Annotated in this window: 20 protein-coding genes; 17 read left to right on the forward strand and 3 right to left on the reverse strand. The window is 67.5% G+C overall.

The window, feature by feature from the left end; genetic code table 11:
* Window positions 1-70: 70 nt before the first annotated feature.
* The 3 genes from ugpE to ugpB all read right to left on the reverse strand — a co-directional run bounded on the left by ugpE (window position 71) and on the right by ugpB (window position 3,271).
* Window positions 71-922: a sn-glycerol-3-phosphate ABC transporter permease UgpE gene (ugpE, locus tag ABIC63_RS26590; RefSeq protein WP_354321965.1), complete on the reverse strand. Its 852-nt coding sequence runs from the start codon at window positions 920-922 to the stop codon at window positions 71-73.
* Window positions 923-934: 12 nt separating this feature from the next.
* Window positions 935-1,816, reverse strand: a complete 882-nt coding sequence (gene ugpA / locus ABIC63_RS26595) for a sn-glycerol-3-phosphate ABC transporter permease UgpA (RefSeq protein WP_294376932.1) — start codon at window positions 1,814-1,816, stop codon at window positions 935-937.
* 144 nt (window positions 1,817-1,960) lie between these two features.
* A complete protein-coding gene (ugpB, locus tag ABIC63_RS26600; RefSeq protein ID WP_354321966.1) occupies window positions 1,961-3,271 on the reverse strand; it encodes a sn-glycerol-3-phosphate ABC transporter substrate-binding protein UgpB in 1,311 nt (436 codons plus the stop codon).
* 200 nt (window positions 3,272-3,471) lie between these two features.
* On the opposite strand from ugpB, the gene serA reads away from it, so the two are divergent.
* From serA to ABIC63_RS26685, 17 genes are all read left to right on the forward strand, one after another.
* Complete coding sequence (serA, locus tag ABIC63_RS26605) at window positions 3,472-4,704, forward strand: phosphoglycerate dehydrogenase (protein ID WP_354321967.1); 1,233 nt, start codon at window positions 3,472-3,474, stop codon at window positions 4,702-4,704.
* A gap of 143 nt (window positions 4,705-4,847) precedes the next feature.
* Window positions 4,848-5,249 carry a DUF488 domain-containing protein gene (locus ABIC63_RS26610; RefSeq protein ID WP_294376923.1) on the forward strand — a complete coding sequence of 134 codons (402 nt, stop codon included), beginning with the start codon at window positions 4,848-4,850 and terminating at the stop codon, window positions 5,247-5,249.
* Between the two features lie 40 nt (window positions 5,250-5,289).
* Complete coding sequence (locus ABIC63_RS26615; RefSeq protein ID WP_354321968.1) at window positions 5,290-5,682, forward strand: VOC family protein; 393 nt, start codon at window positions 5,290-5,292, stop codon at window positions 5,680-5,682.
* Window positions 5,683-5,879: 197 nt separating this feature from the next.
* Entirely contained in the window at window positions 5,880-6,257 is a 378-nt protein-coding gene (gene frp / locus ABIC63_RS26620) for a fluorescence recovery protein (protein ID WP_354321969.1), read from the forward strand.
* 76 nt (window positions 6,258-6,333) lie between these two features.
* Window positions 6,334-10,212 (forward strand): DUF3683 domain-containing protein, encoded by a 3,879-nt coding sequence (locus tag ABIC63_RS26625; protein WP_354321970.1) that lies wholly within the window; start codon window positions 6,334-6,336, stop codon window positions 10,210-10,212.
* On the forward strand, window positions 10,209-10,643 hold the full coding sequence (locus tag ABIC63_RS26630; protein WP_354321971.1) for an HIT family protein: 435 nt from the start codon (window positions 10,209-10,211) through the stop codon (window positions 10,641-10,643). Before ABIC63_RS26625 ends, ABIC63_RS26630 begins: the two co-directional genes overlap by 4 nt.
* Before the next feature lie 16 nt (window positions 10,644-10,659).
* Window positions 10,660-11,073 carry a gamma-butyrobetaine hydroxylase family protein gene (locus ABIC63_RS26635; RefSeq protein WP_114802832.1) on the forward strand — a complete coding sequence of 138 codons (414 nt, stop codon included), beginning with the start codon at window positions 10,660-10,662 and terminating at the stop codon, window positions 11,071-11,073.
* A 90-nt stretch (window positions 11,074-11,163) separates the two neighbouring features.
* Window positions 11,164-11,895 (forward strand): bifunctional demethylmenaquinone methyltransferase/2-methoxy-6-polyprenyl-1,4-benzoquinol methylase UbiE, encoded by a 732-nt coding sequence (gene ubiE, locus ABIC63_RS26640; RefSeq protein ID WP_017761574.1) that lies wholly within the window; start codon window positions 11,164-11,166, stop codon window positions 11,893-11,895.
* Window positions 11,896-12,027: 132 nt separating this feature from the next.
* On the forward strand, window positions 12,028-13,044 hold the full coding sequence (locus ABIC63_RS26645) for a Tim44 domain-containing protein (protein WP_354321972.1): 1,017 nt from the start codon (window positions 12,028-12,030) through the stop codon (window positions 13,042-13,044).
* A 69-nt stretch (window positions 13,045-13,113) separates the two neighbouring features.
* A complete protein-coding gene (locus ABIC63_RS26650; RefSeq protein ID WP_354321973.1) occupies window positions 13,114-13,668 on the forward strand; it encodes a ubiquinone biosynthesis accessory factor UbiJ in 555 nt (184 codons plus the stop codon).
* Window positions 13,665-15,230, forward strand: a complete 1,566-nt coding sequence (gene ubiB, locus ABIC63_RS26655; protein WP_294376900.1) for a ubiquinone biosynthesis regulatory protein kinase UbiB — start codon at window positions 13,665-13,667, stop codon at window positions 15,228-15,230. Before ABIC63_RS26650 ends, ubiB begins: the two co-directional genes overlap by 4 nt.
* 60 nt (window positions 15,231-15,290) lie before the next feature.
* Complete coding sequence (locus ABIC63_RS26660) at window positions 15,291-16,733, forward strand: high affinity choline transporter 1 (protein ID WP_354321974.1); 1,443 nt, start codon at window positions 15,291-15,293, stop codon at window positions 16,731-16,733.
* A gap of 124 nt (window positions 16,734-16,857) precedes the next feature.
* Entirely contained in the window at window positions 16,858-17,184 is a 327-nt protein-coding gene (locus ABIC63_RS26665; RefSeq protein WP_294376895.1) for an FmdB family zinc ribbon protein, read from the forward strand.
* A gap of 22 nt (window positions 17,185-17,206) precedes the next feature.
* Entirely contained in the window at window positions 17,207-17,830 is a 624-nt protein-coding gene (locus ABIC63_RS26670; protein ID WP_354321975.1) for a DUF502 domain-containing protein, read from the forward strand.
* 46 nt (window positions 17,831-17,876) lie between these two features.
* Window positions 17,877-19,685: an aspartate--tRNA ligase gene (aspS, locus tag ABIC63_RS26675; protein ID WP_294376891.1), complete on the forward strand. Its 1,809-nt coding sequence runs from the start codon at window positions 17,877-17,879 to the stop codon at window positions 19,683-19,685.
* A 69-nt stretch (window positions 19,686-19,754) separates the two neighbouring features.
* Window positions 19,755-20,231: a dihydroneopterin triphosphate diphosphatase gene (gene nudB / locus ABIC63_RS26680; protein ID WP_354321976.1), complete on the forward strand. Its 477-nt coding sequence runs from the start codon at window positions 19,755-19,757 to the stop codon at window positions 20,229-20,231.
* Complete coding sequence (locus ABIC63_RS26685) at window positions 20,228-21,016, forward strand: endonuclease/exonuclease/phosphatase family protein (RefSeq protein WP_294376886.1); 789 nt, start codon at window positions 20,228-20,230, stop codon at window positions 21,014-21,016. Before nudB ends, ABIC63_RS26685 begins: the two co-directional genes overlap by 4 nt.
* The last annotated feature ends 43 nt before the right edge of the window (window positions 21,017-21,059 follow it).

Raw genomic sequence — 21,059 nt, forward strand, 5'->3', positions numbered from 1 at the left:
TTGCCGGGCCGCTGGTGTCGCCCCCTTGAGGGGGGATTCGGCTACACGAAGTGAGCAAGAAACGGGGTGGTCATTTTTCTGTGTCGACGAGGCCCTTGACGAACCACTTCTGCATCAGGACCACCACCACGGCCGGCGGCAGCAGCGCCAGGATGGCCGTCGCCATGATGATGTTCCAGTCGTTGGCCGCATCGCCGCTGGCGATCATCCGCTTGATGCCGATCACCACCGGATACATGTCCTCGGTGGTCGTCGCCAGCAGCGGCCAGAGGTACTGGTTCCAGCCGTAGATGAACTGGATGACGAACAGCGCCGCGATCGAGGTCTGCGACAGCGGCACCAGCACGTCCTTGAAGAAGCGCATGGGCCCCGCGCCATCGATGCGCGCCGCCTCGACCAACTCGTCCGGCACCGACAGGAAGAACTGCCGGAACAGGAAGGTGGCCGTGGCCGAGGCGATCAGCGGCACCGTCAGGCCCGCATAGGTGTTGAGCATGTGGAGGTCCGACAGGACCTTGTAGGTGGGCAGGATGCGAACCTCCACCGGCAGCATCAGCGTCACGAAGATCATCCAGAAGACGAGCTTCTTGAACGGGAAGCGGAAGTACACGATGGCAAAGGCCGACAGCAGCGAGATGGCGATCTTGCCGATCGCGATCACCAGCGCCGTCACCAGGCTGACCCACATCATGCGGCCCACGGCCGCCTTGGAGCCCTGCGTCTCGGCGGTGCCGGTGAGGGCGGCGGTGTAGTTCTCCACCAGGTGCTTGCCAGGCGTGAGTGGCATGGGCACCTGAACGATCTCGTCGCGCGTGTGCGTCGAGGCCACGAAGGCCAGGTAGATCGGGAAGGCGATGATCAGGATGCCCAGCAGGAGCACCACGTGCGAAAGGACCGTCAGGCCGGGGCGTCGTTCAACCATGGGGTGACTCGATCAGTACTGGACTTTTTTCTCGACGTAGCGGAACTGCACCACCGTCAACGCGACCACGATCAGCATCAGCACCACCGACTGCGCGGCCGAGCCGCCGAGGTCCAGCGCGCGGAAGCCGTCGTGCCAGACCTTGTAGACCAGGATGGCCGTGTCTCGCCCCGGGCCGCCCTCGGTGGTGGCATGCACCAGCGCGAAGGTGTCGAAGAAGGCATACACCACGTTGATCACCAGGAGGAAGAAGGTGGTGGGCGACAGCAGCGGGAACTGGATGGTCCAGAAGCGCCGCAGCGGCCCGGCGCCGTCGATGGAAGCCGCCTCGATCAGCGCCTTGGGGATCGACTGCAGCCCGGCCAGGAAGAACAGGAAGTTGTAGGAGATCTGCTTCCACACCGCCGCCACCACGATCAGCGTCAGCGCCTGGTTGGAATTGATCAGATGGTTCCAGTCGTAGCCCATCTTGCGCAGGCCGTAGGCCACCACGCCGATGGAGGGCGAGAACATGAACACCCACAGCACGCCCGCAATGGCCGGTGCCACGGCATAGGGAATGATCAGGAAGGTCTTGTACGCCAGCGCCCCGCGCAGGATGCGGTCGGCAAAGATGGCCAGCACCAGCGACAGCGCGATGCCGCAGCCGGCCACCAGCACCGAGAAGATGGCGGTGACCTTGAAGGACTCGATGTAGGCAGGGTCCTGGAAGAGGTGCTGGAAGTTCTCCAGCCCCACGAACACGGTCGACGTGCCGAAGGCGTCCTCGCTCTGCATCGACTGCAGCACGGCCTGGCTGGCGGGCCAGAAGAAGAAGACCAGGATCACCGCCATCTGCGGCGCGATGAGCACCCAGGGCAGCCAGGAGGATCGGAAGAGGACGCGTTTTTCCATGGGGCTCTGAAACGAAAACGCCCGGCTGGCGTCAGCGCGGGCGTGCGAGTCTACTGCGACGTCAGCTTGCCGGCAGCTTGAATGCCCACCTGGCAGGGTGGGCAGGCGAGGGCCGCTGGCGCGCCGCGAACCGCGCGGTGGGCATCAGCCCCGGTTCGCCTTCTGGAAGCGCTCCAGTTGCTCGTTGCCGCGTTGCACCGCGGCGTCCAGGGCTTCCTTGGCGCTCTTCTTGCCCGACCAGATCTGCTCGGTTTCCTCGTCGATGATGGTACGGATCTGCACGAAGTTGCCCAGGCGGATGCCGCGCGACTTGTCGGTGGTCTTGCGGATCATCTGCGTCACGGCCACGTCGGTGCCCGGCTTTTCCTTGTAGAAGCCCGACTTCTCGGTCAGCTCATAGGCGGCCAGGGTGATCGGCAGGTAGCCGGTGCGCTTGTGGCTGGCCGATTGCACGTCGGCGTTGGACAGGAACTTGAAGAAGTCCGCCACGCCCTTGTATTCAGCGGGCTTCTTGCCGGCCATGACCCACAGGCTGGCGCCGCCGATCACGGTGTTCTGCGGCGAACCTTCGACGTCGGGGTAGTAGGGCAGGGTGGACAGGCCGTAGGCGAACTTGGCGTCCTTGGCCACGCGGGCGTACAGGCCCGACGAGCCGGTCATCATGGCGCATTCACCCGCCGGGAAGGCGGCGTCCGGCACGTTGCCGCGGCCCTTGTAGACGAACAGGCCCTGCTTCGCCATGTTGGCCAGGTTCTCGAAGTGGCGCACGTGCAGCGGCGAATTGAAGGCCAGGCGCGCATCGGTGCCGCCGAAGCCGTTGTTGCGCGTCGCGAACAGCGTGTTGTGCCAGGTCGAGAAACTCTCCAGCTGCGTCCAGCTGATCCAGCTGGTGGTGAAGGGGCACTTGTGGCCGCTGGCCTTGAGCTTGGCGGCGGCGGCGACGACCTCGGGCCAGGTCTTGGGCGCCTTCTCGGGGTCGAGGCCGGCCGCCTTGAAGGCGTCCTTGTTGTAGTAGAAGATCGTCGTCGAGCTGTTGAAGGGCAGGCTCAGCATCTGGCCGTTGGGGGCCGTGTAGTAGCCGGCCACGGCGGGGATGTAGGCCTTGGGGTCGAAGCTCACGCCGCTTTCCTTCATCACCTCGGCCACCGGCTTGATCGCGGCCTTGGAGGCCATCATCGTGGCGGTGCCCACTTCGAACACCTGCAGGATGTGCGGCGCATTGCCCGAGCGGAAGGCGGCAATGGCAGCCGTCATCGACTCGTCATAGGTGCCCTTGAAGGTGGGCACGACCTTGTATTCCTTCTGACTTTCGTTGTACTGCTTGGCGAGGTCGTTGACCCACTCGCCCAGCGGGCCGCTCATGGCGTGCCACCACTGGATCTCGGTCTGTGCGTGCGCCGGGACGGCGGCCATGACGGCCACGGTGGCGGCTGCAGCAAGTTGCGTGAATCGCATGAAGACTCCTGGATGCGAATGACAAAAGTGAAGAGACTATGGCTGTTCTGTGACAGCGTGACGGCGGGTTGTCGCATGGCAGGCGGTCCATGCTCAAGCGGGGAAACCCTTTTTGCGGCCGGGGCGGGCCGGCCGCGCTGCGGCGGTGCAGCAGGCTTGAACCATACTCGACCGTTTTGACAAACGTGTTGATGCCGGGCATGACGAAGACCACCTCGCTGGACAAGGCCAAGATCAAGTTCCTGTTGCTGGAAGGCATTCATCCTTCCGCGGTCGAACTGCTGCAGGCCTCCGGCTACACCCAGGTGGAGACGTTGCCGGGCGCCCTGGAAGGCGAGGAGCTCAAGGCCCGGCTGGCGGACGTGCACTTCCTGGGCATCCGCTCGCGCACGCAACTGACGGCCGAGGTGTTCGCCGCCGCACCCAAGCTGGTGGCGGTCGGTGCCTTCTGCATCGGCACCAACCAGATCGACCTGGACGCGGCGCGCGAGCATGGCGTGGCCGTGTTCAACGCGCCGTATTCCAACACCCGTTCGGTGGCCGAACTGGTGCTGGCCGAGGCCATCCTGCTGCTGCGCGGCGTGCCCGAGAAGAACGCCGCCGCCCACCGCGGCGGCTGGCTCAAGACGGCCGAGAACGCCTTCGAGATCCGCGGCAAGACGCTGGGCATCGTGGGCTACGGCTCCATCGGCGCCCAGCTGTCGGTGCTGGCCGAGGCGCTGGGCATGCACGTGGTCTTCCACGACGTGGTGGCCAAGCTGCCGCTGGGCAATGCGCGCCAGGCCCGCAGCCTGAACGAGCTGCTGGGCCACGCCGACATCGTGAGCCTGCACGTGCCCGAGCTGCCTTCCACGCAATGGATGATGGGCGAGGCCGAGCTCGCGGCCATGAAGCCGGGTGCCATCCTCATCAATGCCTCGCGCGGCACGGTGGTGGTCATCGAGGCGCTGGCCGCCGCGCTGCGCGAGCGCCGGCTGCTGGGTGCCGCCATCGACGTCTTCCCCAAGGAACCCAAGAGCAACAAGGACGAGTTCCAGTCGCCGCTGCGCGGGCTGGACAACGTCATCCTCACGCCGCACATCGGCGGCTCGACCATGGAGGCCCAGGCCAACATCGGCGTCGAGGTGGCGGAGAAGCTGGTGCGCTACAGTGACAACGGCACCACCACGCGCTCGGTCAACTTCCCCGAAGTGGCGCTGCCGGCGCATCCGGGCAAGCACCGCCTTCTGCACATCCACCGCAACGTGCCGGGCGTGCTGTCGGCGGTGAACCAGGTCTTTGCCGACCACCATATCAACATCGCGGCGCAGTACCTGCAGACCAACGACAAGGTGGGCTACGTGGTGACCGATGTGGACGCCGCCTCGTCCGACGTGGCGCACGAGGCGCTGGCCAAGGTGCCGGGGACGATCAAGAGCCGGGTGCTGTTCTAGTCACGGCTTCGCGGCCTGCCTTGGCTTGAGCCGCCGGGCCTCTCGGGGCCCGCATGCCACGCTGCCAAAGCTTCGGCTGATGTCCAGCCTGTCTGCCGCGGGTGGCCGTACGATGGCGCCCCTTGTCATTGCCGGGAGCGCCCATGCCGCTTCGAGTCGTTCAGTTGGGATCGCCGCGCGCCGCCGACGAAGGCACGCGCATCGGAACCGTCCGCCGCCCGCCTCGCGGTGTGCCCAAGGCGGCCTTTGCGTCGGGCAACTGGTACGACGTCTGGTTCCCGGTCCTGGCGCCCTCGGCCGACACCATGAAGCAGGGGCGCGAGGCCGAGACGCCGCAGCAATGGTCCGCCTTCGTGCGCAAATTCAAGGCGGAGCTGAACACGCCGGAGGCCCAGCAGTCGCTCGACCTGCTGGCCGTCCTGTCGCGCGACGCCAACCTGTCCGTGGGCTGCTATTGCGAGCATGAGAGCCGCTGCCATCGCTCGGTGCTGCGCGAACTGCTCGCCACCCGCGGTGCGGTGTTCGCGGACGACGACAGGGCTTGAAAATCCGCTGCCCGCGACCGTCGTTTCCTTCTCCAGTCTCATGCCACGCATCGATCACGTCGCCCTTTGGGTAAACGACCTGGACGCCATGTGCGCCTTCTATTCGGAGGCCTTCGGCGGACAGCCTGGGCCGCTGTACCAGAACCTCACGAAGGGATTCGCGTCCCGCTTCGTGGTCTTCGAAGACGGCGCGCGCATCGAGTTCATGACCACGACGACCCTTGCGCCCATTGCGTGCGCACCTGGCAGCCAGCGCATGGGGCTTACCCATCTGGCCATGGCCGTGGGCAGCGAGGCCCGGGTCGACGCGCTGACCCGGGAGCTACAGCGTCGTGGCTCGCCGTTGCTCGATGGCCCGAGGCGTACGGGCGACGGCTACTACGAAAGCGTCGTGCTCGATCCGGAGGGCAATCGGATCGAGATCACCGTCTAGCCGCGCGGCCGGCGCTGCCAACCCTCGGTGGCCTCGCGAGGGCGCCGGGGTCGAGCGGCGACCGCAATGCCCCTGGTTCAACCGCACGACGCGCCTGCCATGGCTTCCCTCTCCAATGAACGCCCCGACGGTGCGTGATGCGCCGCCTGGAGCACACGGAGTTGAGCGCGCGGTGCAAACCCGATTATGGTGATCACATGTTGCACGGCAGTTCTTGGTCCCCCACGGAAAAGAAGATCTCGCGGAGCGTCTTCGACGCGGCGCTGCAATCCGAACTTGCCGACCTGATCGCGCAGGTCCGTGAAACTGCGGCGACCCTGTCCACGGCCGATGAGTTGTGGGACTTGCAGGAACTGCTCCATCGTCGGCGGCGGGAGATCAGCGACAAGTACGACTACCGCTATCCCTGGCTGGAGTTGTTGTTCGTGTGGCTGCTCAGGGAGCGGCGCATCGCGCTTGCGCAGTTGCAGGGGCTGGAGCCGGAGCGCCTGGCGCGCATTGAGTCCGCGCTTGCGCAGGCCCTGTGCGACGAGGAGCGCGGCGCAGGCGCCGGTCAGGATGACCCGGCTCCCTGATAGCGCCGGGCTCGCCGACTAAAATCCGCCCCCCGGTTCAAGGGCGCGAGGCGCCCTGCCGTGGCGCCTTCCCCCGATGAATGCCCCGACCGCGCTCAATGCGCTGCTGTCGCAGGCCGCCGAGCCGGCGCGTCTGCGCGAGATTCCCTACAACTACACCAGCTTCTCCGATCGCGAGATCGTGATCCGGCTGCTCGGCAGCCGGGCCTGGGAGCTGCTGCAGAGCCTGCGCGACGAGCGCCGCACGGGCCGCTCCGCCCGCATGCTGTACGAAGTGCTGGGCGACATCTGGGTGGTGCAGCGCAATCCCTACCTGGTGGACGACCTGTTGGACAACCCGCGCCGCCGCGGCCAGCTGGTCGAGGCCTTGCGCCACCGCCTGGCCGAGGTGCAGCGCCGCCGCACGCCGCAGGACGACGCCCAGCGCGACACGCTGGTGGGCGAGCTGCTGGTGCTGGTGCAGCAGGCCATCGACGGCTTCTCTGCCCATTTCGACGAACTCGCGGCCCTGCGCCAGAAGGCCCAGCGCGTGCTGCGCCGCTGCACGGCGCGCGACAACATCAAGTTCGACGGCCTCTCGCGCGTGGCCCACGTGACCGACGCCACCGACTGGCGGGTCGAATATCCCTTCGTCGTTCTGGTGCCCGACACCGAGGCCGAGATGGCCGCGCTGGTGGCGGCCTGCATCGAGCTCGGGCTCACCATCATTCCGCGCGGCGGCGGCACCGGCTACACCGGCGGCGCCATTCCGCTGACCTGGAAGAGCGTGGTGATCAACACCGAGAAGCTCGAAGCCATGACCGAGGCCGAGATGGTGAACCTGCCGGGCCTGGACGGCCCGGTGCCCACCATCTGGACCGAGGCCGGCGTGGTCACGCAGCGCGTGGCCGATGCGGCCGAGCGGGCGGGCTTCGTGTTCGCGGTCGACCCAACGTCGGCCGAGGCGTCGTGCGTGGGCGGCAACGTGGCCATGAACGCCGGCGGCAAGAAGGCCGTGCTGTGGGGCACGGCGCTGGACAACCTGGCCTCCTGGCGCATGGTCACGCCGCAGGCCGAGTGGCTGGAAGTCACGCGCCTGGGCCACAACCTGGGCAAGATCCACGACGTCGACAGCGCCGTCTTCGAGCTGCAGTACTTCGCCGCCGACGGCAAGACCCCGCTGCGCAGCGAGCGGCTGGAGATCCCCGGCCGCACCTTCCGCAAGGAAGGCCTGGGCAAGGACGTCACCGACAAGTTCCTGGCCGGCCTGCCCGGCATCCAGAAGGAAGGCTGCGACGGCCTGATCACCAGCTGCCGCTGGGTGGTGCACCGCATGCCGGCGCACACCCGCACCGTCTGCCTGGAGTTCTTCGGCAACGCCAAGGATGCGGTGCCCTCGATCGTAGAGATCAAGGACTTCATGTTCGCGGAGCAGAAGCGCAGTGGCGTGCTGCTGGCGGGCCTGGAGCACCTGGACGACCGCTACCTGAAGGCCGTGGGCTACGCCACCAAGAGCAAGAAGCACGGCGGTGGCCTGCCCAAGATGGTGCTGTTCGGCGACATCAGCGGCGACGATGCCGACGCCGTCGCCCGCGTCACCAGCGAGGTGGTGCGCATCGCCAATTCGCGCTCGGGCGAAGGCTTCATCGCCATCAGCCCCGAGGCGCGCAAGAAGTTCTGGCTGGACCGCAAGCGCACCGCCGCCATCAGCCGCCACACCAACGCCTTCAAGATCAACGAGGACGTGGTGATCCCGTTGCCGCGGATGGCCGAGTACACCGACGGCATCGAGCGCATCAACATCGAGCTGTCGCTGCGCAACAAGATCCGGCTCACCCACGAGCTGGAAGCCTTCCTCTCGCGCGGCAACCTGCCGCTGGGCAAGAGCGACGACGCGCACGAGATTCCTGCCGCCGAGCTGCTGGAAGGCCGCGTGCAGCAGGCCGTGGCGCTGGTGCGGGAGGTGCGTGGCCGCTGGCAGAGCTGGCTGGGTGATGCCGACGCGCTGTTCCCGCAGCTGCAGGACCATTCGCTGCGCGCCAGCTGGAAGACCGAGATCCGCGCCCCGCTGGCCAAGATCTTCGGCGGCAGCGAATTCGCGCCGATCCTGGCCGAGTGCGAGGCCATCCACAAGCGCGTGCTCAAGGGCCGCGTATGGGTGGCGCTGCACATGCATGCCGGCGACGGCAACGTGCACACCAACATCCCCGTCAACAGCGACGACTACGAGATGCTGCAGACGGCGCACGAGGCCGTGGAGCGCATCATGAAGCTTGCGCGCAGCCTGGACGGCGTGATCTCGGGCGAGCACGGCATCGGCATCACCAAGCTGGAGTTCCTCTCGGACGAGGAACTGGCGCCCTTCGCGCAGTACAAGCAGCAGGTCGACCCGGAAGGCCGCTTCAACAAGGGCAAGCTGCTGCGCGGCGATGCGGCCCCGGCCGACGCGCGCCATGCCGACCTGACCAATGCCTACACGCCCAGCTTCGGGCTGATGGGGCACGAGTCGATCATCATGCAGCAGTCCGACATCGGCGCCATCGCCGACTCGGTCAAGGACTGCCTGCGCTGCGGCAAGTGCAAGCCGGTGTGCGCCACCCATGTGCCGCGCGCCAACCTGCTCTACAGCCCGCGCAACAAGATCCTCGCCACCTCGCTGCTGGTGGAGGCCTTCCTGTACGAGGAGCAGACGCGCCGCGGCGTGTCGATCCAGCACTGGCAGGAGTTCGAGGACGTGGCCGACCACTGCACGGTCTGCCACAAGTGCCTCACACCCTGCCCGGTGAAGATCGACTTCGGCGACGTGTCGATGAACATGCGCAACCTGCTGCGCAAGATGGGCCAGAAGAGCTTCCGCCCCGGCAACGCGGCGGCCATGTTCTTCCTCAACGCGACCAATCCGTCGACCATCAAGGCCATGCGCGCCGGCATGGTGGAGGTGGGCTTCAAGGCCCAGCGCCTGGCCAACGACCTGCTGCGGCCCGCTGCGAAGAAGCAGACCGCGCACCCGCCGGCCAGCCTGGGCACGGCGCCGATCAAGGAGCAGGTCATCCACTTCGTCAACAAGAAGATGCCCGGCGGCCTGCCCAAGAAGACGGCGCGCGCGCTGCTGGACATCGAGGACGCCGACTACGTCCCGATCATCCGCAACCCCAAGGCCACGACGCCCGAGACCGAGGCGGTCTTCTACTTCCCGGGCTGCGGCTCGGAGCGGCTGTTCTCGCAGGTGGGCCTGGCGACGCAGGCCATGCTGTGGCATGCGGGCGTGCAGACGGTGCTGCCGCCGGGCTACCTGTGCTGCGGCTATCCGCAGCGCGGCTCGGGCCAGTTCGACAAGGCCGAGCAGATGATCACCGACAACCGGGTGCTGTTCCACCGCGTCGCCAACACGCTCAACTACCTGGACATCAAGACCGTGGTGGTCAGCTGCGGCACCTGCTACGACCAGCTGCAGGGCTACCAGTTCGACAAGATCTTCCCCGGCTGCCGGATCATCGACATCCACGAATACCTGCTGGAGAAGGGCATCAAGCTCGAGGCCAACGCCGCCGCCTACCTCTACCACGACCCCTGCCACACGCCCATGAAGCTGCAGGACCCGATGAAGACCGTGAAGTCGCTGGTGGGCGATCAGGTGCTCAAGAGCGACCGCTGCTGCGGCGAATCCGGCACGCTGGGCGTGACGCGGCCCGACATCTCCACGCAGATCCGCTTCCGCAAGGAAGAAGAGCTGAAAAAGGGCGAGGCCGCGCTGCGCGCCACCCATGCGCTGCCGGCGCAGGGCGACGTGAAGATCCTCACCAGCTGCCCCAGCTGCCTGCAGGGCCTGTCGCGCTACGGCAATGACCTGAACAACGGCCTGCTCGAAGCCGACTACATCGTGGTCGAGATGGCGCGCCGCATCCTGGGCGAGAACTGGATGCCCGAGTACGTGTCGGCCGCCAACGCGGGCGGGATCGAGCGGGTGCTGGTGTGAGCGTGGTCGCAGGCTGCCCGCTGTGCGACGAGCCGGGCGGCCGCGTGGTCGCCCAGGGCGCGCAGTGGCGCGTGATCCATGCACAGGAGGCGGGCTTTCCGGCGTTCTACCGTGTGGTGTGGACGGCGCACGTGGCCGAGTTCTCCGACCTGCCGGACGACGAGCGTGCCGAGTGCATGCGCGTGGTGGTGGCGGTGGAGCGTGCGCTGCGCGATGCGCTGGCGCCCGCCAAGATGAACGTGGCCACGCTCGGCAACATGGTCCCGCACCTGCACTGGCACGTGATCGCCCGCTTCGACTGGGACAGCCACTTCCCCTCGCCCGTCTGGGCGGAGGCGCGCCGGGCGCGCGACATGGTGCGCGAGCAGGGCGTACAGGCCCGTCTGCCCGCGGCGGAGTCGGCCATGGTGGCTGAGTTCGCCCTCCGTTGATCATGAAATTCCCCGCATGGCAGGTCTGACGCCCGGCGCACCGACGCCCGAATCCATCACCCTGCATGCGCAGTCGCGCGTGCTGGAAGTGGGCTTTTCCGATGGCGCGGTGTTCCGCATCCCCTACGAATTGCTGCGCATCAACTCGCCCTCGGCCGAGGTGAAGGGCCACGGGCCGGGCCAGGAGATCCTGCAGACCGGCAAGCGCGAGGTCGAGATCGTCGACCTGCAACTGGTGGGCCACTATGCCGTGCAGCCGCTCTTCAGCGACGGGCACGAGAGCGGCATCTACTCGTGGGACCTGCTGTACGACCTGGGCGCGCGCCAGGCCGAGCACTGGGCCGAGTACGAGCGTCGCATCGTCGAGGCCGGTGCCGATCGCGATGCGCCCATGCCCAAGTCGGGCCCCTCCACCTGCAGTCCGTCCTGAGCGCCGGGCGCTTCGCGCTTTGCGCGAATGTCCGCCGCATGTCAAGGGTCGTCGGCCGGAAGGCCGGGCGATCCGCCTAACATCGGACCCATGAGTTCCACCCACTTCGGTTTCGAGACCGTCGACGAAAGCGACAAGGCGCGCCGCGTGCGCGGCGTGTTCGATTCCGTGGCCCCGCGCTACGACCTGATGAACGACCTCATGTCCATGGGCCTGCACCGGGCATGGAAGGCGTACACCGTGATGGTCGCGAATGTGCGCGAAGGCTCCAAGGTGCTGGACATCGCGGGCGGCACGGGCGACCTCGCGCTGGCCTTCGCCAAGAAGGTCGGCCGCAGCGGTCAGGTGGTGCATACCGACATCAACGAGGCCATGCTGCGCACCGGCCGTGAGCGCCTGCTGGATGCCGGCGTGGTGCTGCCCACCACGGTCTGCGATGCCGAGAAGCTGCCCTTCCCCGACAACCATTTCGACGTCGTCACCGTGGCCTTCGGCCTGCGCAACATGACGCACAAGGACGCGGCGCTCAAGGAGATGAACCGCGTCCTGCGTCCGCGCGGCAAGCTGCTGGTGCTGGAGTTCTCGCAGGTGGCCCAGCCGCTGCGCAAGGCCTACGACTGGTATTCCTTCAACGTGCTGCCGCGCCTGGGCAAGGCGGTGGCGGGCGACGACGCCAGCTACCGTTACCTGGCCGAGTCCATCCGGATGCATCCGGACCAGGAGTCGCTCAAGACCCTCATGAAAGAGGGCGGTTTCGGACATGTGGACTATCACAACATGACGGGGGGCGTGGTCGCCCTGCATGTTGGAATCAAGTGCTGAGGGGCTGACCGGCCCGGCCGCATTGCATGCGGCCGTCAGGTGCAAGGGGAGTGGCGTGCTCGCTATTCACACAACAAGAGAACTACGAGTCGATCTGAAACTGATGTTTCGTATCCGGAAGGAGACTGGACGATGAAGCGAAATCTGTGGGCCGTGCTGCTGGTGTGTGCGTCGATGGCCGTCGTGAGCCTGGACGCCGACGCCAAGCGGCTCGGTGGGGGCAAGTCGATGGGGCGGCAGTCCAACAACGTGACGCAGCGTGAGGCCGCGCCGACGGCCGCACCGGGCGCCCCGACCCAGAACGCGACCAACGCGGCGCCCGCCGCCAGGCCGGGGACGCCGGCCGGCGCGGCGCAGGCAGCGCCCAAGCGGCCCTGGGCCGGCATCCTGGGTGGCATTGCAGCCGGCCTGGGCTTGGCCTGGTTGGCCAATTCGCTGGGCCTGGGCGCCGCCTTCGGCAACTTCCTGCTGATCGCGCTGCTGGTCCTTGCTGCCGTGGTGATCTGGCGCGTGCTGAGCAACCGCTCGCGCGGCGCCGCTGGCCAACTGGCCATGCAGGGCGCTGGCGCAGCCGGTTCGCCGAACATGCCGCGCAGCTACAGCCCGAACAACGTCGGCAATGACGCGTCGGCCCGTCCGTGGGAGCGTCAGCAGGCGGCTTTCGACGGCGCTGCCGCGGGTGGCAACGCAGGGTCGGCTTCGACCCTGGCCGGCGCGACCGGCGTGAGCATCGGCTCGGCCCTCCAAGGGGCCCAGGGGTGGGGCGTGCCGGATGGCTTCGACGCCGACGGGTTCCTGGCTGCGGCCAAGCGCAACTTCGTGACGCTGCAGCATGCCTGGGACCGTGCCGACATCCCCGCGCTGCGTTCCATGATGACCGACAGCATGGTCGAAGAGATCCGCACCCAGCTGGAGGAGCGCGAGCGCAGCTCCGGTGGCCGTCCCAACAAGACGGAAGTGGTGATGCTCGACGCCAAGCTGCTGGGCATCGAGGAGATGCCCGACGTCTACCTCGCCAGCGTGGAGTTCTCGGGCATGATCCGCGAGGACGACTCGGCCGGCCCCAGCCCCTTCCGCGAGGTCTGGAACATGAGCAAGCCCGCCCACGGCGGCGGCTGGCTTGTGGCCGGTGTGCAGGCGCTCCAATAAGGCGCATTGGCCCGTCGGACGGGCCCGGGTTTCTGCATCGGCAGGGGCCCGCCACCAGATAATGGGGACATGGTCACACCATCGTCCCCATTTGCTTTTGTGGAATCGCTGTTCGAGCGCATCGGCGAGCGCCTTCAGCCGCCGGCCTGGGCCATCCACGAAGTCCAGCACCGCGCCGTGCTCTTCCTGAACCATGTGCTGCAGCAGGAGCCCGAAGCGCAGGATCGTCTGGCAAGGCAGAAGGGGCGGGTGGTGCTCTTCCGTTGGCGCAACCTGCATATGCGCCTCGTCGCCACGCCCGCTGGCCTGCTCGACCTGGCGCCCGATGCGGCCCTGCCTGATCTGACGCTGACCGTCACCGAAACCTCGCCCTTCGCCCTGGCCGGCGCCCAGTTGCGCGGCGACAAGCCCAAGGTCGAGATCGAAGGCGACGTGCAACTCGCCGCCGAGGTCAACTGGCTGGTCGACCACGTGCGCTGGGACGTCGAGGACGACCTGGCGCGCCTGATCGGCGATGCGCCGGCCCACGCCGTCGGCAATGCGGCCCGCAAGGTGGCTGGCGCGCTGCGCCAGTTCGTGGACCGCGCTGCACGGCCGCGGTCTTCCGGCGGCAGCGCCGAATGAGGCGCATCGCCCGCGGCTTCTTCATCGTCTGGGTCGCACTGCGCTACGGCCTGGACGAGCTCGTCCTCACCAGCTTCCAGAATCCGCTGATTCGCCGGCTGGCGCGCATCCTGACGTTGGGCCGGCGCCTGGAGGCGCCGCGCGGGCAACGCCTGCGCGAGGCACTCGAAAGCCTGGGCCCGATCTTCGTCAAGTTCGGCCAGGTGCTGTCCACGCGGCGCGACCTGCTGCCGCCCGACATCGCCGATGAGCTCGCCTGGCTGCAGGACCGTGTGCCGCCCTTCGACTCGGCCATTGCCGTGGCGACCATCGAGCGTGCCTTTCGCCGGCCCATTGCCGAGATCTTCGAGCAGTTCGACACCACGCCGGTGGCGAGTGCCTCCATTGCGCAGGTGCACTTCGCCACCCTGCGCCTGCCTGACGGCAGCCTGCGCGAAGTCGCCGTCAAGGTGCTGCGCCCGGGCATGCGCAAGGTCATCGACAAGGACCTGGAGCTGATGGCCATGATGGCCGGCTGGGTCGAGGGCCTGTCGGCCGACGGCAAGCGGCTGAAGCCGCGGCAGGTGGTTGCCGAGTTCGACAAGTACCTGCACGACGAGCTGGACCTGGTGCGCGAGGCGGCCAATGCCGCCCAGCTGCGGCGCAACATGGCCAAGCTCGACATGCTGCTGATCCCCGAGATGTTCTGGGACTGGTGCCATCCCGAAGTGATGGTGATGGAGCGCATGAAGGGCGTGCCCATCGCCCAGCTCGACCGCATCCGTGCGGCCGGCGTGGACATCAAGAAGCTGGCCCGCGACGGCGTGACCATCTTCTTCACCCAGGTGTTCCGCGACGGCTTCTTCCACGGCGACATGCACCCGGGCAACATCCAGGTGAGCCTGGCGCCCGAGACCTTCGGCCGCTACATCGCGCTGGATTTCGGCATCGTGGGCACGCTCACCGAGTCCGACAAGGAATACCTGGCGCAGAACTTCGCCGCCTTCTTCCGCCGCGACTACAAGCGCGTTGCCGAGCTGCACCTGGAAAGCGGCTGGGTGCCGCCCGGCACGCGCATCGACGAACTGGAGGCCGCCATCCGCACGGTGTGCGAGCCCTACTTCGACCGGCCGCTGCGGCAGATCTCGCTGGGGATGGTGCTGATGCGCCTGTTCCAGACCTCGCGTCGCTTCCATGTGGAGATCCAGCCGCAGCTGGTGCTGCTGCAGAAGACGCTGCTCAACATCGAGGGCCTGGGTCGCCAGCTCGACCCCGAGCTGGACCTGTGGGCCACGGCCAAGCCCTTCCTGGAGAAGTGGATGGCCGATCAGATCGGCCCGCGCAAGCTGTGGGAGCAGCTGCGCGCCGAGGGCCCGCGCTACGCCAAGCTGCTGCCGCAGTTGCCGCGCCTGCTGCACGACTACCTGGCGCAGCGTCCCGGCGACGACCGCCGCGAGCTGCAGGAACTGCTGGCCGCGCACAAGCGCACCCACCGGCTGCTGCAGGCCGTGATCTGGGGTGGCACGGGTTTTGTATTGGGCGTGCTGGTCATGCAGGTGCTGCCGCGGTTGCACTGGCTCTGAGCACTTTCCTGCCTCTTCTTTCCGGTTCCAACAACAAGCCTTCATCGAGGAGAACCCGTCGTGCTGCTGTCACTGGTCATCGTCTACCTGCTGGTCACCATCGGCATCGGCCTGTACGCGGCCCGGCGGGTGAAGAACACGACCGACTTCGCGATCGCCGGCCGGCATCTGCCGTTGTTCATGATCGTGACCACCACCTTCGCCACCTGGTTCGGGTCGGAGACGGTGCTGGGCATCCCGGCCAAGTTCATCGAGGGCGGCCTGGGCGGCGTGGTGGAAGACCCGTTCGGCGCCGGCACCTGCCTGATCCTGGTCGGCCTGTTCTTCGCCGGCAAGCTCTACCGCATGACGCTGCTGACCATCAGCGACTACTACCGCGAGCGCTATGGCCGGTTCATCGAGGTGGTGTGCTCGCTGATCATCATGCTGAGCTACCTGGGCTGGGTGTCGGCGCAGGTCACGGCGCTGGGGCTGGTGTTCAACCTGCTGTCGGGCGGCGCGGTGAGCGTGCCGGGGGGCATGGTGATCGGCGTGATCTCCATCCTGGCGTACACGCTCTTCGGCGGCATGTGGTCGGTGGCCGTCACCGACTTCGTGCAGATGATCATCCTGGTGGCGGGCCTGTCGATCATCGCGGTCTTTGCGGGCAACATGGCCGGCGGCGCCGACAAGGTGATCGACCTGGCGGCGAGCAAGGAGCTCTTCAAGTTCTGGCCCGAGCCCAGCTGGCACGACATCGTCTTCTTCTTCGCTGCGGCCATCACGATGATGCTGGGCTCCATTCCGCAGCAGGACGTGTTCCAGCGCGTGATGTCGGCCAACAACGTGAAGGCTGCCACGCGCGGCCCGGTGATCGGCGGCGTGGCCTACATCCTGTTCGCGGCCGTGCCCATGTTCCTGGTGGCGAGCGCGCTGATCATCATGCCCGAGCAGACCACGGCGCTGCTCAAGGAGGATCCGCAGAAGGTGCTGCCCACGCTGGTGATGGAGAAGATGCCTTTCATCATGCAGGTCTTCTTCTTCGGCGCGCTGCTGTCGGCCATCAAGTCCACCGCCTCGGCGACGCTGCTGGCACCCAGCGTGACCTTCACCGAGAACATCTGGCGCCAGTTCCGTCCCCAGGGCACGGACCGCGAAAACCTGCGCACCATGCGCATCACCGTGCTGGTGTTCAGTGGGGCGGTGCTGGCCTATGCCATCCGCATGCAGGGCACCTCGATCTACGAGCTGGTGTCCGGCGCCTACCAGGTGCCGCTGGTCGGCGCCTTCGTGCCGCTGGTCTTTGGCTTGTACTGGAGCCGGGCCACCACGCAAGGTGCCGTGGCCGCCGTGCTGCTGGGCGTCGGCGTCTGGCTGGCCGGCCTGGCGCTGCCGTGGGGCGAGGTGTTCCCGGCGCAGCTGGCCGGCGTCCTCGCCTCCGCGGCGGGCATGTTCGTGGGCTCCCTGATGCCGCAGTGGGTGGCCAACCGGCGCATGCCGCACCGGATGCTGGCCGGGGAATAAGGCGTGACAAGGGCAGGCCGTCGAGGCGTCCGGCTGGGGAAAGCCCGGGGTCGGCGCCTATAATCGTCGGCTTTGCGCGGCGGCCGCCGGCCGCCCGTTTCACGTCTTTTCAGCAGCTTTTTCCATGCCCATCTATGCCTACAAATGCAGCGCCTGCGGCTTTGCCAAGGATGTGCTGCAGAAGATGTCGGATGCGCCGCTCACCGTCTGCCCTTCGTGCGGTGCTGCGTCGTTCAGCAAGCAATTGACCGCTGCCGGCTTCCAGCTCAAGGGCTCCGGCTGGTACGTCACCGATTTCCGTGAGGGCGGCTCCAACACCGCCAAGTCCGGCGGCAACGCCCCGGCGCCGGCCCCCGCCAGCGGTGATGCCGCGGCGCCCGCGCCTGCAGCGGCCTCGCCGGCGCCTGCTGCGCCCGCCCCGGCTCCGGCGCCTGCCGCCAAGGCCGACTGACCCTCGCCTCGCACACCGCACCATGCTCGCCCTGCGCAAGTGGCTCCTGTCCGGCCTCCTGGTCATCGTGCCTCTGGCCGTGACCCTGGGCGTGCTCAACTGGATCGTCGGCACCCTCGATCAGACCTTGTGGCTGCTGCCCGAGGATTGGCAGGAATGGCTGTCCGCCCACCGCATCCGCGGGCTGGGCGTGCTGCTCACGCTGGCCATCCTGCTGGCGGTCGGTGCCGTCGCCAGCAACTTCATCGGCAAGCGGCTGCTGGGTTGGGGCGATGCACTGGTGCGCCGCATCCCGGTGGTGCGCTCCATCTACTCCAGCGTCAAGCAGGTCTCGGACACGCTGTTCTCCGAGAGCGGCAACGCATTCCGCACCGCGGTGCTGGTGCAGTGGCCGCGCGAGGGCATGTGGACCATCGCCTTCGTCACCGGCGCGCCCGGCGGCGACGTGGTCAACCACCTGCATGGCGACTACCTGGGCGTGTACGTGCCCACCACGCCCAACCCCACGGGCGGCTACTTCGTCATGCTCCGGCGCAGCGACTGCATCGAGCTGAAGATGAGCGTGGACGAGGCGCTGAAGTACATCGTCTCGATGGGCGTGGTGGTGCCGGGCGGCCCTGCCGCGCTGCCCACCAAGCAATCCTGACATCACAAACAAGAAGGCGCCCCGCGCGGGGCGCAGGAATCCAAGCATGGCCATGCGTTCTCACTACTGCGGTCTCGTGACCGAGGCCCTGATGGGCGAAACCGTCACCCTGTGCGGCTGGGTCAATCGCCGCCGTGACCATGGCGGCGTGATCTTCGTCGACCTGCGCGATCGCGAAGGCTACGTCCAGGTGGTGTGCGACCCCGACCGCGCCACCACCTTCGCCGCCGCCGAAGGCCTGCGCAACGAGTTCTGTGTGCAGGTCAAGGGCATCGTCCGCGCGCGGCCCGAGGGCACCACCAACGACGGGCTCAAGAGCGGCAAGATCGAGGTGCTGGCGCACGAGCTGAAGGTGCTCAACCCCTCCGTCACGCCGCCCTTCCTGCTGGACGACGACAACCTGTCCGAGACCACGCGCCTCACGCACCGCGTGCTCGACCTGCGCCGCCCTGCGATGCAGAAGAACATGATGACGCGCTACAAGGTGACGATGGAGGCGCGCAAGTTCCTCGACGCCAACGGCTTCATCGACATCGAGACGCCCATGCTGGGCAAGTCCACGCCCGAGGGTGCGCGCGACTACCTGGTGCCCAGCCGCGTGCACGACGGTGCCTTCTACGCGCTGCCGCAGTCGCCCCAGCTCTACAAGCAGATGCTGATGGTGTCGGGTTACGACCGCTACTACCAGATCGTCAAGTGCTTCCGCGACGAGGACCTGCGCGCCGACCGCCAGCCCGAGTTCACGCAGATCGACATCGAGACCTCTTTCCTCACCGAGGACGAGATCCGCGACATGTTCGAGGGCATGATCCGCAACGTCTTCCGCAACGTGGCCGACATCGACCTGGGCGTGTTCCCGGTCATGAGCTACGGCGACGCCATGTTCAAGTACGGCTCCGACAAGCCCGACCTGCGCGTCAAGCTCGAGTTCACCGAGCTGACCGAGGTGATGAAGCGGGTGGAGTTCAAGGTCTTCTCCGGCGCGGCCAACATGGACGGTGGCCGCGTGGTGGCCCTGCGGGTGCCCGGTGGCGGCGCGGCCGAAGGCGGCCTGTCGCGTGGCGACATCGACGGCTACACCGAGTTCGTCAAGATCTACGGCGCCAAGGGCCTGGCCTACATCAAGGTCAACGACTGGTCGCTGGGCCGCGAGGGCCTGCAGAGCCCGATCGTGAAGAACCTGGACGACAACGCCCTGGGCGAGATCATCGCCCGCACCGGCGCGCGCAACGGCGACCTGATCTTCTTCGGCGCCGACAAGGCCAAGGTGGTCAACGACGCCATCGGCGCCCTGCGCGTGAAGATCGGCCAGAGCGCCTTCGGCCGCAAGAACGGCCTGTTCGAGGATCGCTGGGCACCGCTGTGGGTGGTGGACTTCCCGATGTTCGAATTCGACGAGGACAACCAGCGCTGGAGCGCGGTGCACCATCCCTTCACCAGCCCCAAGGACGGCCACGAGGACCTGATGGACACGGCGCCCGAGAAGTGCCTGGCCAAGGCCTACGACATGGTGCTCAACGGCATCGAGATGGGTGGCGGTTCGGTGCGTATCCACCGTGAAGAGGTGCAGAGCAAGGTGTTCCGCGCCCTCAAGATCTCGGCCGAGGACGCGCAGCTGAAGTTCGGCTACCTGCTGGACGCGCTTCAGTACGGCGCGCCCCCGCACGGTGGCATCGCCATCGGCCTGGACCGCCTGGTCATGCTGATGACCGGCGCTGATTCGATCCGCGACGTGATCGCCTTCCCGAAGACGCAGCGCGCGCAGGACCTGCTGACGCAGGCGCCGAGCGCCGTGGACGAGAAGCAGCTGCGCGAGCTGCATATCCGCCTGCGCAACGCGCAACCTGCCGCCTGACGCGCGGCCCCCGGCTGCCGTGCTCCTTTGCACAGGGGCGCGGCAGCCGGGCACAGCGGTCGGCACACCATGGTTCCAGACGCAACGCTGCCGGCCTACAAGATCCCGCAGTCGGTGCTGGTGGTCATCCACACGCCGGCGCTGGAGGTGCTGCTGATCCGCCGGGCCGGCATCGCGCCCGCCTTCTGGCAGTCGGTGACCGGCAGCAAGGACTGGCCCGAGGAAAGCTGGGCCGCCACCGCGGTGCGCGAGGTGGCCGAGGAGACCGGCATCCGCTGCGGCCCCGGCACGCCGCTGGCGCTGCAGGACTGGGGCCTGGAGAACGTCTATGACATCTACCCGCGCTGGCTGCATCGCTATGCGCCGGGCGTGACGCGCAACACCGAGCACCTCTTCGGCCTGTGCGTGCCCGAGGCCGTCACGCCGGTCCTGGCACCGCGCGAGCACGATGCCTGGCAGTGGCTGCCCTGGCGCGAGGCGGCCGACGCCTGCTTTTCCCCTTCCAACGCGGAAGCCATCCTGCTGCTGCCACAATTTCGCGCATGACTGCTGCGCATGCCACGAGCGATCCCGGGCGGGCCGAAAGCGAGTTCGGCGCCCTGTCGACGCTGAGGGTGGCCACCTACAACATCCACAAGGGCGTGCAGGGCGTGGGCCCGGCGCGGCGGCTGGAGATCCACAACCTGGGCCATGCGGTCGAGCAGCTCGATGCCGACCTGGTGTGCCTGCAGGAAGTGCGCAAGCTCAACCGCCAGGGCGAGCGTCGCTTCGCCCGCTGGCCGGAGCAGCCGCAGGCCGACTTCCTCTGCCCCGAGGGCTACCGGGCCGTCTACGAGACCAATGCCTACACCCGCCACGGCGAGCACGGCAATGCGCTGCTCACGCGCTGGCCGGTGGTGCGCCATGGCCATGAGGACATGTCCGACCACCGCTTCGAACAGCGCGGCCTGCTGCATGTGGAAGTGACCCTCGGCAGCCAGCCGGTGCATGCCATCGTCGTGCACCTGGGGCTGATCCGTGGCAGCCGGGTGCGGCAGGTGGCGCAGCTGCAGCGCTACATCGAACGCGAGGTGCCCCCCGGCGAGCCGCTCGTGGTGGCCGGCGACTTCAACGACTGGGGTGCGCGCATGCGGCCCGCCATGAACGATGTTGGCCTGGTCGATCTGGTGATGCCGCGCTGCGCGACCTATCCCTCGCGTTTGCCGCTGGCGCAGCTGGACTTCATCTACGGCCGGGGGCTGCGGCCCGTGTCGCTGTCGGTGCCGCGCGGGCGCATCTGGGCCCGCATGTCGGACCACCTGCCGCTGGTGGCCGAGTTCGCGTTGGACTGAATGTGCAGGCAGCCGTGGTGCGCTACGCGAGGCGCACCATGGT

This window comes from Pseudacidovorax sp. 1753, from assembly GCF_040544975.1.
Lineage (GTDB): Bacteria > Pseudomonadota > Gammaproteobacteria > Burkholderiales > Burkholderiaceae_C > Xenophilus.

What these genes read in the sequence shown, in the direction of transcription:
- ugpE (WP_354321965.1), bottom strand. Translation starts at nt 922, where the DNA reads ATGGTTGAACGACGCCCCGGCCTGACGGTCCTTTCGCACGTGGTGCTC.
- ugpA (WP_294376932.1), bottom strand. Translation starts at nt 1,816, where the DNA reads ATGGAAAAACGCGTCCTCTTCCGATCCTCCTGGCTGCCCTGGGTGCTC.
- ugpB (WP_354321966.1), bottom strand. Translation starts at nt 3,271, where the DNA reads ATGCGATTCACGCAACTTGCTGCAGCCGCCACCGTGGCCGTCATGGCC.
- serA (WP_354321967.1), top strand. Translation starts at nt 3,472, where the DNA reads ATGACGAAGACCACCTCGCTGGACAAGGCCAAGATCAAGTTCCTGTTG.
- ABIC63_RS26610 (WP_294376923.1), top strand. Translation starts at nt 4,848, where the DNA reads ATGCCGCTTCGAGTCGTTCAGTTGGGATCGCCGCGCGCCGCCGACGAA.
- ABIC63_RS26615 (WP_354321968.1), top strand. Translation starts at nt 5,290, where the DNA reads ATGCCACGCATCGATCACGTCGCCCTTTGGGTAAACGACCTGGACGCC.
- frp (WP_354321969.1), top strand. Translation starts at nt 5,880, where the DNA reads ATGTTGCACGGCAGTTCTTGGTCCCCCACGGAAAAGAAGATCTCGCGG.
- ABIC63_RS26625 (WP_354321970.1), top strand. Translation starts at nt 6,334, where the DNA reads ATGAATGCCCCGACCGCGCTCAATGCGCTGCTGTCGCAGGCCGCCGAG.
- ABIC63_RS26635 (WP_114802832.1), top strand. Translation starts at nt 10,660, where the DNA reads ATGGCAGGTCTGACGCCCGGCGCACCGACGCCCGAATCCATCACCCTG.
- ubiE (WP_017761574.1), top strand. Translation starts at nt 11,164, where the DNA reads ATGAGTTCCACCCACTTCGGTTTCGAGACCGTCGACGAAAGCGACAAG.
- ABIC63_RS26645 (WP_354321972.1), top strand. Translation starts at nt 12,028, where the DNA reads ATGAAGCGAAATCTGTGGGCCGTGCTGCTGGTGTGTGCGTCGATGGCC.
- ABIC63_RS26650 (WP_354321973.1), top strand. Translation starts at nt 13,114, where the DNA reads ATGGTCACACCATCGTCCCCATTTGCTTTTGTGGAATCGCTGTTCGAG.
- ubiB (WP_294376900.1), top strand. Translation starts at nt 13,665, where the DNA reads ATGAGGCGCATCGCCCGCGGCTTCTTCATCGTCTGGGTCGCACTGCGC.
- ABIC63_RS26665 (WP_294376895.1), top strand. Translation starts at nt 16,858, where the DNA reads ATGCCCATCTATGCCTACAAATGCAGCGCCTGCGGCTTTGCCAAGGAT.
- ABIC63_RS26670 (WP_354321975.1), top strand. Translation starts at nt 17,207, where the DNA reads ATGCTCGCCCTGCGCAAGTGGCTCCTGTCCGGCCTCCTGGTCATCGTG.
- aspS (WP_294376891.1), top strand. Translation starts at nt 17,877, where the DNA reads ATGGCCATGCGTTCTCACTACTGCGGTCTCGTGACCGAGGCCCTGATG.
- nudB (WP_354321976.1), top strand. Translation starts at nt 19,755, where the DNA reads ATGGTTCCAGACGCAACGCTGCCGGCCTACAAGATCCCGCAGTCGGTG.
- ABIC63_RS26685 (WP_294376886.1), top strand. Translation starts at nt 20,228, where the DNA reads ATGACTGCTGCGCATGCCACGAGCGATCCCGGGCGGGCCGAAAGCGAG.